Consider the following 14,130-nt stretch of genomic DNA (forward strand, 5'->3'; position numbering starts at 1 on the left):
AAAGAAAAAGTAGTGAGTACTCTCTCCCGTCGGAGATTTCTTCACTACTAATCTTAGTATGTTTGTCAATCTGATCAGCGTGGTCATCCAACCAGTTGATAAACTCTTCTGAAAAAAATGTCATTTACTCCCCCCTCCAAGGCTAAGCATAAGGCTGCAATTCCGGATTAATTGGCGTGTTGGCCAGATTATTGGCATAGTTGCAGAGGGTCGCAAGACTGACCCCCAGAACTACATCCAGGGCATTCTCATGTGTATAGCCCGCTTCTAGGAAGTCTGCCAAAGCTTCATCTCCGACCCGTCCCTTGGTATTGATGACAGCAATGGTAAATTTAGCAAGCGTATCTAGCTTCGGATCCGTATCAATCGGAGTACGATTGCGCAGAGCCTCCAAAAGATCGTCATTCATTTGAATCTGCTTGATCGAAAAGGCTGTATGCCCCGCCACACAGAAGGCGCAGCCGTTGGTAACTGCAGCTGTAATCTGCACTACTTCCCGCTCAGTCGGTGTCAGGCTGTTGCGGCGATTGATAGCTCCAACTGTCCGATAAGTTTCCAAGGCCGTTGGTGCATTGGCCAAAAGACCGATAAGATTGGGAATGTAACCACCGTTATCTTTTTGAACAGTTTCCAGGACCTCTTTTACCTCGGCAGGTGCGGACTCAATTGTGTGGATAGTAAATTCTGACATATGAAACCTCATTTCTTTTGATTAGCAACTATCTTAACATAGGTTTAACAGCTTGTATAATATATATTTTATATGACCTCTATAAAGAGAATATATTGCCACATGTCAAACTAAAATATATTACCACCTTAACTGTCTCCATACCTCTCTCAAGCAAGAAAAAGAAGCCCTAAGGCTTCTGACTAATATTTTCTAAAACGCTGATAACGTTCTTCCAAAAGTTGCTCAAGGGAAAGTTTAGAAAGTTCCGCTAATTCGGTACTGATTTCTTGCTTGACTGCAGCTAAGAGCTCATTTTTATTAAAGCCACGTTCGGGGATAACCTTATCAACGACCCCCATCTGAAAGAGCTCATGCGAGGTGATTTTCATCATCTCTGCCGCCTCCATTGCTCGGCTGCCATCCTTCCATAAAATGGAAGCAAAGCCTTCCGGACTGAGAATGGCATACATAGAGTTTTCCAGCATCCAGACCTTGTCAGCCACTGCCAAGGCCAGCGCCCCACCAGAGCCACCCTCGCCGATGATAATGGCAATAATGGGCACTTTCAGATCGCTCATTTCCATGAGATTACGGGCAATGGCTTCGCCCTGTCCGCGCTCCTCAGCACCGACTCCAGGATAGGCACCAGCCGTATTGATAAGGGTCACGACTGGACGGCCGAATTTCTCAGCCTGCTTCATGAGACGTAGGGCCTTGCGATAGCCTTCCGGATGGGGCTGACCAAAGTTCCGTCGCAGATTGTCCTGCAAATTACGACCTTTTTGAATACCGACCACCGTGACTGGCTGACCATTTAAGGTTCCGATACCACCAATGACAGCACCATCATCACGGAAACCACGATCTCCGTGCAATTCCACAAAATCATCAAAAATGCCTTGGGCAAAATCCAGAGCCGTCAGACGGGACTGATCACGCGCTGCTTTGATAATCTGACTGATTTTTGTCATTGGTCACCTCCATGAAAGCTCAAGAGAGTAGCAATCCGATCTCGCAATTCACCACGTTTGACAATCGCATCAACAAAGCCGTGTTCCAGCAAAAACTCTGCCTTTTGGAAGTCATCTGGCAATTTTTCCCGTACAGTAGACTCAATGACCCGACGACCAGCAAAGCCTACCAAGGCCTGCGCTTCTGCCAAGATAATATCCCCTTCCATAGCAAAAGAGGCTGTGACACCGCCTGTTGTCGGATCTGTCAAAACAGTCAGGTAAAAAAGACCAGCCTTTGAATGACGTTGTACAGCAGCAGAAGTTTTGGCCATTTGCATCAGACTCATGATCCCTTCCTGCATGCGAGCACCGCCAGAAGCCGTAAACAGAACGACTGGCAATTTATGCTCTGTCGCATACTCAAAGAGACGGGTAATCTTTTCACCGACAACCGTTCCCATGGAAGCCATGATAAAGTTGGAATCCATGATCCCAAGGGCTGTTTTTTGTCCCTTGATACTAGCTGTCCCCGTCAAAACGGCCTCATCCAGACCAGTCTTTGCCCGTGTCTCCGCCAGTTTTTCTCGATAATTTGGAAAACGCAAGGGATCTGTCGTCTCAATACCTGTGAACAATTCCTCAAAGCTTCCTTGATCCACCGTCAAACTCAGACGCTCAAAAGCTGAAATCCGAAAAGTATAGCCACAGCTTGGACAGACACGCTCTGCCCCCAAATCTTTTTGATAAATGGTATGCTTACAACCTGGGCACTTAGAAAAAAGCTCATCTGGAACTTCTGGTTTTGGCTGAGGCAAGGCGCGCGAGGAACGATTAGGATTGATCCGAATATATTTATCCTTTTTTGAAAACAAAGGCATTGCTTACTCCTTCATTAAATTTTAGAGTGATTCTGCTTCTTTCAAACAAAATCACTCCTTGTCATCTATTTTTTCTCTTGATAAGCTGGAAGGAACTTCTCCATGAGAAAGGCTGTATCATAATCACCAGCAATCACATTAGGATCTGAAATCAAATCCAACTGGAAACTGCTATTGGTCACAACACCGTCAATTTCTAGCTCATAGAGAGCCCGTTGCATCTTCATCAGGGCATCAAAGCGATTTTCCCCATGAACGATGATTTTGGCAATCATGCTGTCATAGTAAGGGGGAATAGTGTAACCAGGATAGACCGCAGAATCCACGCGCAGTCCCACTCCGCCACTTGGCAGATAAAGATTGGAAATCTTGCCTGGGCTCGGTGCAAAGTTAAAGGCTGGATTTTCAGCGTTGATCCGACATTCAATCGCATGACCGCGAATTTCAACATCTTCTTGACTGAAGGATAGCTCTTGACCATCCGCAATCTTAATCTGCTCTTTCACAATATCCACACCGGTAACAAACTCAGTCACTGGATGCTCAACCTGCACGCGAGTATTCATCTCCATAAAGTAGAATTCGCCCTTGGCTTCATCCAGCAGAAACTCAATCGTTCCGGCATTTTCATAGCCGACTGACTCAGCAGCCCGAACAGCTGCTTCCCCAATCTGCTGGCGCAGGGTTTTCCCAATTGCCACAGACGGACTTTCTTCCAGCACCTTCTGATTATTCCGCTGCAAAGAGCAATCCCGCTCGCCCAAGTGGACCACATGCCCCTGCTGATCTGCCAAAATCTGCACTTCAATATGGCGCGCCGGATAGATGACTCGCTCCATATACATGGCACCATTCCCAAAGGCTGCTTTTGCTTCGCTAGAAGCAGACTCAAAGGCTGCTACTAAATCCTCAGCCTTTTCAACCTTACGAATGCCCTTGCCGCCGCCGCCAGCAGAAGCTTTAAGCATGACTGGATAACCAATCTTTTCGGCGACTTCCAAAGCTTCTTCAGCGGTATGGACTTCCCCATCAGAACCCGGGATAACTGGCACTTTCGCCTTAATCATCTGAGCCCGAGCATTAATCTTGTCCCCCATCAAGTCCATAACAGCACCTGAAGGTCCAATAAACTTAATGCCGACTTCTTCGCACATAGTCGCAAATTTAGAGTTTTCGCTCAAAAAACCAAAACCAGGATGAATGGCTTCCGCACCTGTCAGAACAGCAGCAGATAGGACCGCGTTCATATTCAGGTAAGAATCCGTAGACTTGGCTGGCCCAATACAGACGGCTTCATCAGCCAGTAAAGTATGGAGCGCTTCCTTATCAGCCGTTGAGTAGACGGCGACCGTATCGATTCCCAGCTCGCGAGCTGCACGAATAATTCTGACCGCAATTTCCCCACGGTTAGCAATTAAAATTTTACGAAACATGGTGAAATCTCCTCTTTCTTATTGACCAATCGCAAAGGTCAAGGTTCCACTGGCTGCAAGTTTTCCGTCAACTTCGGCCTTGGCCTCCACCACTGCAATGGTGCCACGACGCTTGATAAACTTAGCTGTCATAATCAATTGATCTCCTGGTACAACTTGCTTTTTGAACTTAACCTTGTCCATTCCTGCATAGAAGACCAGTTTGCCCTTATTTTCTTCTTTAGATAATTCCAGCACACCAGCCGTTTGAGCCAGAGCTTCCATGATCAAGACACCTGGCATAACTGGATACTGGGGAAAATGACCGTTAAAGAAAGGCTCGTTGATCGTCACATTTTTCAGAGCGACAATCTCATCTTCGCTGACTTCTAATACACGGTCCACCAACAACATAGGATAGCGATGCGGAAGCGCCTCTTTTATTGCATTGATATCAATCATTTGATGCGTACCAGCCCTTTCCCAAACTCAACCATTTCTTCATTCTGAACCAGAATTTCTGTCACCAGCCCATCTTTAGGAGCAGGCACTTCGTTCATTACTTTCATAGCCTCGATAATCATCAGAGTTTGACCTTTTTTAACTTGGTCTCCTACACTGACAAAAGCTGGTTTATCTGGACCTGCTGCTAAGTAAGCCACGCCAACCAAAGGACTTTCCACAACATCACCTTCAGCAGCTGGAGCCTCTGGAGCCACCTCAGGTGCTGCAGTTGGAGCTGCTTGGGGAATAGTCTCAGTTACAGGTACACTCGCTGGCTGCACAGGAGCTGCACTGACTGCTGGAGTTGCTGCGACTGCAGCAGAACTTTCATTCTTGCTGAAAGTCAATTCATCACTTTGATTTTTATAAGAAAATTCACGCAGGCTTGACTGGTCAAACTGAGCCATCAAGTCCTTAATTTCATTGATATTCATCTAGCCCTCCCAACGCTTGAATGCCAGAACCGCATTGTGACCGCCAAAACCAAATGTATTGGAAATCGCATAAGGAATTTCCTGCTCCTTGCCTTCCCCAAATACAACATTTGCTTCAATATAATCTGATACTTCTCTTGTACCAGCTGTTTTTGGTACAAAGCTGTGGCGCATCGCTTCAATAGTCGCAATCGCTTCGACTGCACCAGCTGCCCCGAGCAGGTGACCGGTGAATGATTTAGTAGATGAAACAGGAACATCCTTACCAAGAACTGCAACAATAGCACCACTTTCACCCTTTTCATTAGCTGGAGTTGAAGTTCCGTGGGCATTGACATAAGCAACATCTGCTGGGCTAATCTCTGCTTCAGCAAGAGCCAATTTAATCGCCTTAATAGCACCCTGACCTTCTGGATGCGGAGAAGTCATGTGGTAAGCATCACAGGTATTTCCGTAGCCAACTACTTCAGCAAGAATCGTTGCTCCACGTTTTTCAGCATGCTCCAGACTTTCAAGAACCAGCATACCTGAGCCTTCCCCCATAACAAAACCATTCCGGTCTTTATCAAAAGGAATAGACGCGCGAGCAGGATCTTCTGTCGTGGAAAGAGCCGTTAAAGCTTGGAAGCCAGCAATCGCAAATGGTGTGATAGAAGCTTCTGAACCACCTACCAACATCACATCTTGGAAACCAAATTTGATAGAGCGGAAGGCATCGCCAATCGCATCATTTGAAGAAGCACAAGCTGTATTGATTGATTTACAGACTCCATTTGCTCCGAAGCGCATAGCCACATTCCCAGCTGCCATATTTGGCAGAGCCTTTGGCAAGGTCATCGGTTTGACACGTTTCGGACCTTTCTCATGCAAACGAATGACTTGATCTTCGATTTCCTTAATGCCACCGATACCAGATGCAACGATGACACCAAAGCGGTCTTTGTCGATTGCTTCTACATCAAGATTAGCATTTGTTACCGCTTCTTGAGCTGCATACAAGGAATACAAAGAATAATTGTCAAAACGATTGGTATCTTTCTTGATAAAGTATTTATCAAAAGGAAAGTCTTGGACCTCTGCCGCATTATGAACAGCAAAATCGCTGTGATCAAACTTGGTGATGGGACCAATCCCAATCTTACCTTCTTTTAAACTATTCCAAAATTCTTCTGGTGTATTTCCGATGGGAGAGGTTAATCCATAACCTGTTACAACAACTCGATTTAGTTTCATAGTGAACTCCTTTATGATGATTGGTGAACTTTCAAATCCAAATTCATTTGAAATTACTGCATGGTCAGCCCGCCGTCAATCGTGATGACTTGACCGGTAAGATATTCCTGTCTCGCCAAGAACAAGGCAACATCAGCCACTTCTCCGGTATTCCCGAACCGTTTCATTGGGATTTGAGCAAGGGAGGCTTCTTTGATTTTTTCAGGAAGCCCGTCTGTCATATCCGATTCGATAAAGCCTGGGGCAATTACATTGACACGGATATTGCGCGCTGCCACTTCACGGGCAACCGACTTAGAAAATCCAATCAAGCCAGCTTTAGAAGCTGCATAGTTGGCCTGACCGACATTACCAGTCAAACCGACAACACTTGATAAGTTAATGATTGCTCCCTGGCGAGCCTTGGTCATTGGTTTCAAGACAGCTTGTGTCATATTAAAGGCACCAGTCAAGTTGACCTTCAGCACTTGCTCGAAGTCTTCCTCTGTCATCTTAAGCATGAGCTTATCTCGAGTAATCCCAGCATTGTTAACCAAGACATCTACAGACCCTAAAGCCACAATCGCCTCCTCAACCATTCGCTTGGCATCAGTACCATCAGACACATCGCCTGAAATAGCCACGACCTTGATCGGATAACCAGCAAACTCAGCTAAAACGTCATCTGAAATTTGACCGCGCCCGTTCAAGACAATATTGGCACCTGCACTTGCAAACTTATGTGCAATGGCCAAACCGATTCCACGGCTAGAGCCAGTAATAAAAACATTTTTATTCTTTAATTCCATTGGTATTCCCCATTATTTTTCTAGTAGGGCTGTCAAAGTGTCTACACTTTCAACATGATGAACAACTGCTGATTTATCAATTTTCTTCATAAAGCCAGACAGGACTTTCCCTGGACCAATCTCGATAAATTCTGTCGCACCAGCTTCCTGCATTTTAGCGATACTGTCATAGAAACGAACTGGCTCCATGACCTGACGGGTCAACAATTCTTTAATTCTACCAGCTTCCATAATATCCGCTTCTGTATTGCCAACTAATGGAAGCTGAAATTCAGCAAATTCCGTTTCAGCCAAAGCTTGAGCTAATTGCTCACTAGCTGGTTTCAAGAGAGCCGTATGGAAAGGACCTGAAACATTCAGCGGAATCAAGCGTTTCACACCTGCTTCCTTGAGTAATTCCACCGCCTTGTCCACCGCTGCCGCATCGCCCCCAATGACGATTTGACTAGGAGTATTGTAGTTGGCTGGAGAAACCAGTCCCAGCTGACTAGCCGTCTGACAGGCTGCCTCAATGAGAGAGACCTCTGCATTTAAAACTGCTACCATTTTACCAGAGCCAGCAGGGGCAGCTTCTTCCATAAAAGCTCCGCGTTTAGCGACTAGAGCTACCGCTGTTTTGAAGTCCAGCGCACCAGCAGCTACCAAGGCAGAGTATTCACCCAGAGAAAGACCAGCCACCATATCAGGCTGGATTCCTTTTTCAGCCAGCAAGCGATAAATAGCAACAGAAGTTGTCAAAATTGCTGGCTGAGTATAGCGAGTTTGGTTAAGTTTTTCCTCATTCTGGTCAATCAATTCCCGAACATCATAGCCCAGAACCTGGCTAGCTTCCTCAAAGGTCGCCTTGACCACGCCATACTGATCATAGAGGTCACGAGCCATCCCCAGATACTGGGCCCCCTGACCGGCAAAGAGAAAGGCTGTTTTAGTCATTTCTAGTCACTCCTGCCCAACGTTTTGCTTCTTGCTGAATCTTTTCAGCAGCGCCATAATAAATATCCTTGAGAATTTCTTCTACTGTTTCTTCCTTGCTAACCAAGCCGGCAATCTGACCGGACATGACCGAACCATTTTCCACATCGCCACGGACAACCGCATTGGCCAAGGCACCAGCTCCCAGATTTTCAAAAACAGTCAAATCTGGATTTTCTTGCTTGAAGGCTTCTTTTTCTGCCTTTTCGAAATCACGAGTTAGCTTATTCTTGATAGCACGAACCGCATGGCCGAAATGCTGAGCAGAAATTGTCGTATCAATATCCCGAGCCTTCAAGATCATATTTTTATAATTTTGGTGGGCATTGGATTCCTTAGCAACGACGAAGCGTGTTCCAACCTGAACAGCTTCAGCTCCCAACATAAAGCCAGCTGCCGCCCCTGGTCCATCTGCAATACCACCAGCTGCAACAACTGGGATATTCACAGCCTCTACAACCTGACGTACTAAAGACATGGTAGTCAGTTTACCGATATGGCCACCGGCCTCCATCCCTTCTGCAATAACCGCATCCGCTCCGATTTTTTCCATCCGTTTAGCTAGAGCTACACTTGGTACAACTGGGATTACGGTAATGCCTGCTTCGTGGAAGCGAGCCATGTACTTACTTGGATTGCCCGCACCAGTCGTCACCACTTTTACACCCTCCTCGATCACCAAATCCACGATGTCATCTACAAAAGGCGACAAAAGCATGATATTGACACCGAAAGGACGATCCGTCAAAGACTTAATCTTGTCAATATTTGCTTTAACTACTTCCTTAGGCGCATTTCCGCCACCGATGATCCCAAGACCACCAGCTTTTGAAACAGCACCAGCCAAGTCACCATCTGCAACCCAAGCCATACCACCTTGGAAAATAGGATATTTAATATCTAATAATTCTGTAATTCGTGTTTGCATAATACCTTCCTCTAATCATTGCTTAAGTAATAGCTTGAGCCTAAACCGCTAGATAGCAGCCTTTTTACTTTGAAATTCAAACTATTACCTAAACAAGAGAGAATATCTTGCGATACTCTCAAATCTTTATTATTTTGTTTTTTCTTCTACGTAGGCAACCAAGTCACCAACTGTTTTCAAGCCTTCTTCAGTTTCGATTTGGATGTCAAATGCATCTTCGATTTCTGAAATTACTTGGAACAAATCCAATGAATCTGCTTCAAGATCATCGAAAGTTGACTCAAGTGTAACTTCTGATGGCTCTTTACCAAGTTCCTCAACGATAATTTCTTGTACTTTTTCAAATACTGCCATGGATAGACTCCTTTAAAAAATATATTTTTTATCTATGTGTTTCCACATGATTAACTAAATTGTAACAATAAGCGTGCCCCATGTCAAACCTCCACCGAAACCTGACAATAAAATAGTCTGATCTCCGTTCAGCTTAATCAAGTCCTGTTGGACACACTCAGATAATAAAATCGGGATGCTAGCTGCACTAGTATTGCCATATTCCATCATATTAGCAGGTAGTTTTTCCCGAGAAACTCCGAGTTTCTTAGCCATTTTATCTAAAATTCGGATATTGGCCTGATGCAAGAGCAAATAATCAAGCTCCTCCACTGAAAATGGACTCTCTTCGATGGTATTTTTGATAGACTGTGCCACATCACGAATAGCGAAATCAAAGATTGCTCGGCCTTCCATTTTCAAATAGCGGTCATCAACTTGCTTTTCCGAAAACGGAGAGGACAAACCAAGTCCACCACAAGTCAAACTCTGACCTCTCAAGCCATCAGTAAACTGACTTTCAGCCCAAAAATGCTGCTTTTCTGCCGCTTCAAGCAAGACTCCCCCAGCCCCATCACCAAATAAGACTGACGTCGCACGATCCGACCAATCAACGACTTTTGATAGCGTTTCGCTACCGATGACCAAACCTCTTTGATAGCGACCAGAGGAAATGAACTTTTCTCCAGTTGATAAGGCAAAGATAAAGCCACTGCAAGCTGCCGTCAAGTCAAAAGCAAAAGCCTTGGTAGCTCCAATATTGGCCTGCACTCTAGCTGCGGTTGACGGCATCATAGAATCCGGAGTGATCGTCGCAACAATGATAAAATCAAGCTGATCAGCAGACAGTTGAGCCTTTTCTAGCAATTGCTCAGCAACCTTTGTAGCTAAATCACTTGTTAACTCAGTCCGAGATAAATGTCGCTGTTTGATACCTGTTCGACTTGAGATCCATTCATCACTTGTATCCATAATCTTGGCCAGATCATTATTTGTGACAATCTGCTCTGGAGCATAATGAGCTACTTGAGTAATTCTTGCATAGTTCATCATTTTAGCTCCTCTAAAAAATTATACAAGTTTTGCAAACCTTTTTGCATTGCATTTTTTTCTTCTGAGGACAGTCCTTCCACTACTTGCATGACCATGCGATTGTGGAATCGTTTATGAAGGCGATACAAGAGCCTCCCCTTCTTAGTCAAACTCAGATGAACTACACGACGGTCAATGGATGAACGGCGACGCTCGATATACCCTTTACGCTCCAGGTTATTCAAGCTGGTTGTGACAGTCCCCAAAGTGACTAATAATTCCTTTGAAATATCGCTTGGAGTCGCATTAGGCATGGTACCAATAACATCAATAGTGTGCATTTCTTTAATAGAGACGTCTTTAAATTGACTGCCTCGGAGGCTGGACTCTTCAATAACCAGAACATTATTAAAAATGGATGTTAAATAATCATTGACTAATTGATAATTCAAACCAACACCTCCTTCATAAATACTTTGACATTCAAATTTTATCAGATCTCAAAATAATTTGCAAGTCCTTTTGAAAATTTATTTGATTTTCAAACAATTTTCTTATCCTGAAAATCGTTACTTACCTGTAAATTGTGGTCGACGCTTCTCAGTATAAGCTTGGACACCTTCTTTGAAGTCCTCAGTGAAAGCAAGAGACTTCTGTAAAGATAATTCCAACTCCGCATATTCTTTCCAACCGCTGAAGAGGCTCTTCCAGACCATTTCTTTCATGGCTCTGTAAGAATTCAGCGAGCCACGTTTTAGTTTCTTCAGTAGCTGTTCTGTTGTTTTTTCCAATTTTTCTGCTTCACAGACTTTATAGAGCAAGCCATAATCCAGGGCCTTCTCTGCGGTCAGAGCCTCTCCAGTCATAACCAAATGGGTTGCCCGAGTCACACCAATTGCCCGAGTCAGTAAATACAATCCACCAGCATCTGGCGCTAGCCCCACTCCCACAAAAGCTTGGATGAAACGAGATTTCTCTGTCGCAATACAGAAATCGGCAGCCACAACCATATTGGCAGCAGCGCCTGCAACAGGTCCGTCCACACTCATGATCACTGGCTTAGGTAGACGTTTCATAGCAAAGGAAATGTCATTGACCAGCTCTGCAATTTTTACCAAGGATTGAATATCGTCAGCACTGACAGCTCTTTGCATCTCAGCTAGGTCGCCACCGACAGAAAAAACCTTCCCATTGGCATTGATCACTAAAAACTTCACGGCCTCATCATTTGCGGCCAGCTCAATCGCTTCTAATATCTCCTCACACATCGGAATATTGAAACCATTGGAAACTTCAGGACGATTGAAAGTAATGGTCGCCACTTCATCAACTACTTTATAAAGAATACCATTAAAAGTCATTCTAACTCCATTCCCGACTGGATAGATGCAGCCGTTTTGTTTTATTCTTAAATAATTTGATATTCAAATTATAGTTATTCTAGCACAAAAGTTTTAAGAAAGAAAACAAAAACTGGAAAATTTGATTTCATATTCGTTTTTTGGAAAGAGGGTTGGATGAAAAAGCGCTTCTGATAGATTTGCAAAATTTTCAGAATTTTGTTATAATTTTCCTAAATTATGTTTAGGAGTCTCCATGAAAGTTGTTAAATTCGGTGGAAGTTCGCTCGCTTCTGCTTCACAGTTAGAAAAAGTCTTACATATCGTAAAATCTGACGCTGAGCGTCGCTTCGTTGTCGTTTCTGCACCAGGAAAAAGAGATGACCAGGATACAAAAGTAACCGATGCCCTGATTAAGTATTATCGCCAGTACATTGCAGGAAATGATGTCTCCAAGGAGCAAAATTGGATTATTAAGCGCTACTCCGATATGGTCTCTGAGCTAGGTCTAAAATCTACGATTATTGAAAAAATCTCTAAGAGCATCATCTCCCTAGCTACTCTGCCAATTGAAAACAATGAATTTCTTTACGATACTTTCCTAGCAGCTGGTGAAAACAACAATGCTAAGCTCATTGCAGCCTACTTTAACCACAATGGCATCCCAGCTCGCTACGTCCATCCTAGAGAAGCTGGACTAGTGGTTTCAAGCGAACCAGGAAATGCTCGGATCCTTCCTTTAAGCTATGATAAATTAGAAGAACTAATCCATTCCGATGAAGTCCTTGTCATCCCTGGCTTCTTCGGTGTCACTCAAGATGGACAAATCTGTACTTTTTCTCGTGGCGGCTCAGATATTACAGGATCAATTATTGCAGCTGGTGTCAAAGCTGATGTCTATGAAAACTTCACTGATGTAGACGGCATCTTTGCTGCTCACCCTGGGATTATTCATAAGCCACGTTCCATCGCCGAGCTTACTTACCGTGAAATGCGAGAATTAGCCTATGCAGGTTTTACGGTTCTTCATGATGAAGCCCTGCTGCCAGCCTATCGTGGAAAAATTCCACTCGTTATCAAAAACACTAACAATCCAGAACACCCTGGTACGCGTATCGTCCATAAACATAGCGAAGATCATCCCCCTGTTGTTGGAATCGCTGGAGATTCTGGCTTTGTAAGTATTAACATGTCCAAATACCTCATGAACCGAGAAGTTGGATTCGGTCGCAAGGCGCTACAGATTTTAGAAGATTTGAACATTGGTTGGGAACATATGCCGACAGGAATTGATGATCTTTCTATCATCCTTCGTGAACGCGAATTGACTCCAATCAAGGAAGAAGAAATTCTGCGCCAGCTTGTACAAAAGGCAGAAGTAGACTACGCTGAAATTGAGCATGATCTTTCTATCATCATGATTGTCGGCGAAAAAATGAAGAGTCACATCGGGGTGACTGCTACTGCGACTAGAGCTCTTTCTGACAATAAAATCAATATCCAAATGATGTCACAAGGTTCAAGTGAAGTTTCCATCATGTTTGTTGTCAATAAGAACCAAGAAAAAGAGGCCATCCGTGCTCTGTACAAAGCATTCTTTGGCAGCTCAGAAAGCAATGAATAAACCGAATAAGTAAACAACAAAGACCTAGCTCTATTCGGAGCTAGGCCTTTCCTTATTCTTTCTTGTTTATAATAATCCTTTTTTCTTTTCCAAGATTAGGTCTTTGACAGATATCAACAGGACAGCCAGCAAAATCATGCCCATACCTACGAAATCGAGCAGATAAAAGCGTTCATTCATAATGATAAAGGCAAAGAAGACCGCTGAAATTGGCTCAATCGAGGCTAGGAGGCTAGATTTGACAGGACCGACCAGACTTGTTCCCTTCAAAAAGACAGTGTAAGCAAAGATTGTTCCGATGACAATGATGCCGACCAAGGCTAGAAGGATATCCAAACGGAATTGCCACTGATGCTGGAAAATACCGCTGAAAGGAAGTAGCAAGATACCTGCAATGGTCATCCCAATCCCGATAACCAGCATGCTTCCCCACCTTTTAATGAGCCCAATCGGCAAAAGAATATAAAATGCATAAGTAAAGGCTGAGAAAATACCTAAACATAAGCCTTTTGGCGTCATCGAGAGCTGATTGATCTGACCGTGAGTCGCAATCAGAAAGGTTCCTCCGATAGCCAAAATCATAGAGCAGAGCTGAGCCACAGTCGGTGTTACTCTGTCTTTGATACAAGCGTATGCCAAGACTCCCACTGGACAGAGATATTGTAAGACCGTTGCTGTTCCTGCATTCGTCTCATGAATGGCCGCTAAATATGCATATTGATTGATGAATAAGCCTAGAATTGCAAAAATTAAAATGTGTAGTAGAGAATTCTTATCTTTCCAAATCTTTTTAAAAGAATCTTTATTTGTCGCATAAGCCAACATCATCAAGACCAAACCTGCTAGCAACAAGCGCACATTGGTTAAACTCATCGCCGAAAAACCGTTCTCCATCAGATATTGACCACTTGTTCCCGATAAGCCCCAGGCAATCCCCGCAACCAAGGTATAAATGGTTCCCCTTAAAACTTTTGACATCCCCAACCTCTTTCTGTTAGCTTTGATCATTATAACATAAACCATAAA

The 14,130-nt window shown here is 44.0% G+C and carries 16 protein-coding genes; 1 reads left to right on the forward strand and 15 read right to left on the reverse strand.

Annotated elements, in window-relative coordinates; all coding sequences use genetic code 11:
* Positions 1–142: 142 nt before the first annotated feature.
* The 14 genes from FXF62_RS07595 to fabM form a co-directional block, all read right to left on the reverse strand.
* A complete protein-coding gene (locus FXF62_RS07595; protein ID WP_009659051.1) occupies positions 143–691 on the reverse strand; it encodes a carboxymuconolactone decarboxylase family protein in 549 nt (182 codons plus the stop codon).
* A 182-nt stretch (positions 692–873) separates the two neighbouring features.
* Positions 874–1,644 (reverse strand): acetyl-CoA carboxylase carboxyl transferase subunit alpha, encoded by a 771-nt coding sequence (locus FXF62_RS07600; protein ID WP_149518276.1) that lies wholly within the window; start codon positions 1,642–1,644, stop codon positions 874–876.
* Positions 1,641–2,504, reverse strand: a complete 864-nt coding sequence (accD, locus tag FXF62_RS07605) for an acetyl-CoA carboxylase, carboxyltransferase subunit beta (protein WP_149518277.1) — start codon at positions 2,502–2,504, stop codon at positions 1,641–1,643. The genes FXF62_RS07600 and accD overlap by 4 nt, the downstream gene beginning before the upstream one ends.
* 65 nt (positions 2,505–2,569) lie before the next feature.
* Positions 2,570–3,937: an acetyl-CoA carboxylase biotin carboxylase subunit gene (locus FXF62_RS07610; RefSeq protein ID WP_149518278.1), complete on the reverse strand. Its 1,368-nt coding sequence runs from the start codon at positions 3,935–3,937 to the stop codon at positions 2,570–2,572.
* Between the two features lie 18 nt (positions 3,938–3,955).
* On the reverse strand, positions 3,956–4,378 hold the full coding sequence (fabZ, locus tag FXF62_RS07615; protein WP_149518279.1) for a 3-hydroxyacyl-ACP dehydratase FabZ: 423 nt from the start codon (positions 4,376–4,378) through the stop codon (positions 3,956–3,958).
* Positions 4,375–4,854 (reverse strand): acetyl-CoA carboxylase biotin carboxyl carrier protein, encoded by a 480-nt coding sequence (accB, locus tag FXF62_RS07620; RefSeq protein WP_149518280.1) that lies wholly within the window; start codon positions 4,852–4,854, stop codon positions 4,375–4,377. The genes fabZ and accB overlap by 4 nt, the downstream gene beginning before the upstream one ends.
* Entirely contained in the window at positions 4,855–6,087 is a 1,233-nt protein-coding gene (gene fabF / locus FXF62_RS07625) for a beta-ketoacyl-ACP synthase II (protein ID WP_149518281.1), read from the reverse strand.
* Positions 6,088–6,140: 53 nt separating this feature from the next.
* Positions 6,141–6,875: a 3-oxoacyl-[acyl-carrier-protein] reductase gene (gene fabG, locus FXF62_RS07630; protein WP_037617536.1), complete on the reverse strand. Its 735-nt coding sequence runs from the start codon at positions 6,873–6,875 to the stop codon at positions 6,141–6,143.
* 12 nt (positions 6,876–6,887) lie between these two features.
* A complete protein-coding gene (fabD, locus tag FXF62_RS07635) occupies positions 6,888–7,808 on the reverse strand; it encodes an ACP S-malonyltransferase (RefSeq protein WP_149518282.1) in 921 nt (306 codons plus the stop codon).
* On the reverse strand, positions 7,801–8,775 hold the full coding sequence (gene fabK, locus FXF62_RS07640; RefSeq protein ID WP_149518283.1) for an enoyl-[acyl-carrier-protein] reductase FabK: 975 nt from the start codon (positions 8,773–8,775) through the stop codon (positions 7,801–7,803). The genes fabD and fabK overlap by 8 nt, the downstream gene beginning before the upstream one ends.
* 129 nt (positions 8,776–8,904) lie before the next feature.
* A complete protein-coding gene (locus FXF62_RS07645; RefSeq protein ID WP_005591706.1) occupies positions 8,905–9,129 on the reverse strand; it encodes an acyl carrier protein in 225 nt (74 codons plus the stop codon).
* A 54-nt stretch (positions 9,130–9,183) separates the two neighbouring features.
* Complete coding sequence (locus tag FXF62_RS07650) at positions 9,184–10,158, reverse strand: beta-ketoacyl-ACP synthase III (protein WP_149518370.1); 975 nt, start codon at positions 10,156–10,158, stop codon at positions 9,184–9,186.
* Positions 10,158–10,592, reverse strand: coding sequence for a fatty acid biosynthesis transcriptional regulator FabT (gene fabT, locus FXF62_RS07655; RefSeq protein WP_149518284.1), 435 nt, complete (start codon positions 10,590–10,592; stop codon positions 10,158–10,160). The genes FXF62_RS07650 and fabT overlap by 1 nt, the downstream gene beginning before the upstream one ends.
* A gap of 117 nt (positions 10,593–10,709) precedes the next feature.
* Positions 10,710–11,501 carry a trans-2-decenoyl-ACP isomerase gene (gene fabM / locus FXF62_RS07660; RefSeq protein ID WP_048763491.1) on the reverse strand — a complete coding sequence of 264 codons (792 nt, stop codon included), beginning with the start codon at positions 11,499–11,501 and terminating at the stop codon, positions 10,710–10,712.
* Positions 11,502–11,736: 235 nt separating this feature from the next.
* On the opposite strand from fabM, the gene FXF62_RS07665 reads away from it, so the two are divergent.
* Positions 11,737–13,104 carry an aspartate kinase gene (locus FXF62_RS07665; protein WP_149518285.1) on the forward strand — a complete coding sequence of 456 codons (1,368 nt, stop codon included), beginning with the start codon at positions 11,737–11,739 and terminating at the stop codon, positions 13,102–13,104.
* Positions 13,105–13,170: 66 nt separating this feature from the next.
* Here FXF62_RS07665 and FXF62_RS07670 read toward each other — a convergent pair whose 3' ends face one another.
* Positions 13,171–14,082, reverse strand: coding sequence for a DMT family transporter (locus tag FXF62_RS07670; RefSeq protein ID WP_149518286.1), 912 nt, complete (start codon positions 14,080–14,082; stop codon positions 13,171–13,173).
* Between the last annotated feature and the right edge of the window lie 48 nt (positions 14,083–14,130).

This window comes from Streptococcus cristatus (genome assembly GCF_008369405.1).
Taxonomy (GTDB): domain Bacteria; phylum Bacillota; class Bacilli; order Lactobacillales; family Streptococcaceae; genus Streptococcus; species Streptococcus cristatus_G.

Excerpts from the sequence above, each read along its gene's own strand:
- fabM (WP_048763491.1), bottom strand. The coding sequence starts at position 11,501 with ATGACTTTTAATGGTATTCTTTATAAAGTAGTTGATGAAGTGGCGACC.
- FXF62_RS07595 (WP_009659051.1), bottom strand. The coding sequence starts at position 691 with ATGTCAGAATTTACTATCCACACAATTGAGTCCGCACCTGCCGAGGTA.
- FXF62_RS07610 (WP_149518278.1), bottom strand. The coding sequence starts at position 3,937 with ATGTTTCGTAAAATTTTAATTGCTAACCGTGGGGAAATTGCGGTCAGA.
- accB (WP_149518280.1), bottom strand. The coding sequence starts at position 4,854 with ATGAATATCAATGAAATTAAGGACTTGATGGCTCAGTTTGACCAGTCA.
- fabD (WP_149518282.1), bottom strand. The coding sequence starts at position 7,808 with ATGACTAAAACAGCCTTTCTCTTTGCCGGTCAGGGGGCCCAGTATCTG.
- fabZ (WP_149518279.1), bottom strand. The coding sequence starts at position 4,378 with ATGATTGATATCAATGCAATAAAAGAGGCGCTTCCGCATCGCTATCCT.
- fabG (WP_037617536.1), bottom strand. The coding sequence starts at position 6,875 with ATGGAATTAAAGAATAAAAATGTTTTTATTACTGGCTCTAGCCGTGGA.
- FXF62_RS07600 (WP_149518276.1), bottom strand. The coding sequence starts at position 1,644 with ATGACAAAAATCAGTCAGATTATCAAAGCAGCGCGTGATCAGTCCCGT.
- fabF (WP_149518281.1), bottom strand. The coding sequence starts at position 6,087 with ATGAAACTAAATCGAGTTGTTGTAACAGGTTATGGATTAACCTCTCCC.
- FXF62_RS07645 (WP_005591706.1), bottom strand. The coding sequence starts at position 9,129 with ATGGCAGTATTTGAAAAAGTACAAGAAATTATCGTTGAGGAACTTGGT.
- accD (WP_149518277.1), bottom strand. The coding sequence starts at position 2,504 with ATGCCTTTGTTTTCAAAAAAGGATAAATATATTCGGATCAATCCTAAT.
- fabK (WP_149518283.1), bottom strand. The coding sequence starts at position 8,775 with ATGCAAACACGAATTACAGAATTATTAGATATTAAATATCCTATTTTC.
- FXF62_RS07665 (WP_149518285.1), top strand. The coding sequence starts at position 11,737 with ATGAAAGTTGTTAAATTCGGTGGAAGTTCGCTCGCTTCTGCTTCACAG.
- FXF62_RS07670 (WP_149518286.1), bottom strand. The coding sequence starts at position 14,082 with ATGTCAAAAGTTTTAAGGGGAACCATTTATACCTTGGTTGCGGGGATT.
- FXF62_RS07650 (WP_149518370.1), bottom strand. The coding sequence starts at position 10,158 with ATGAACTATGCAAGAATTACTCAAGTAGCTCATTATGCTCCAGAGCAG.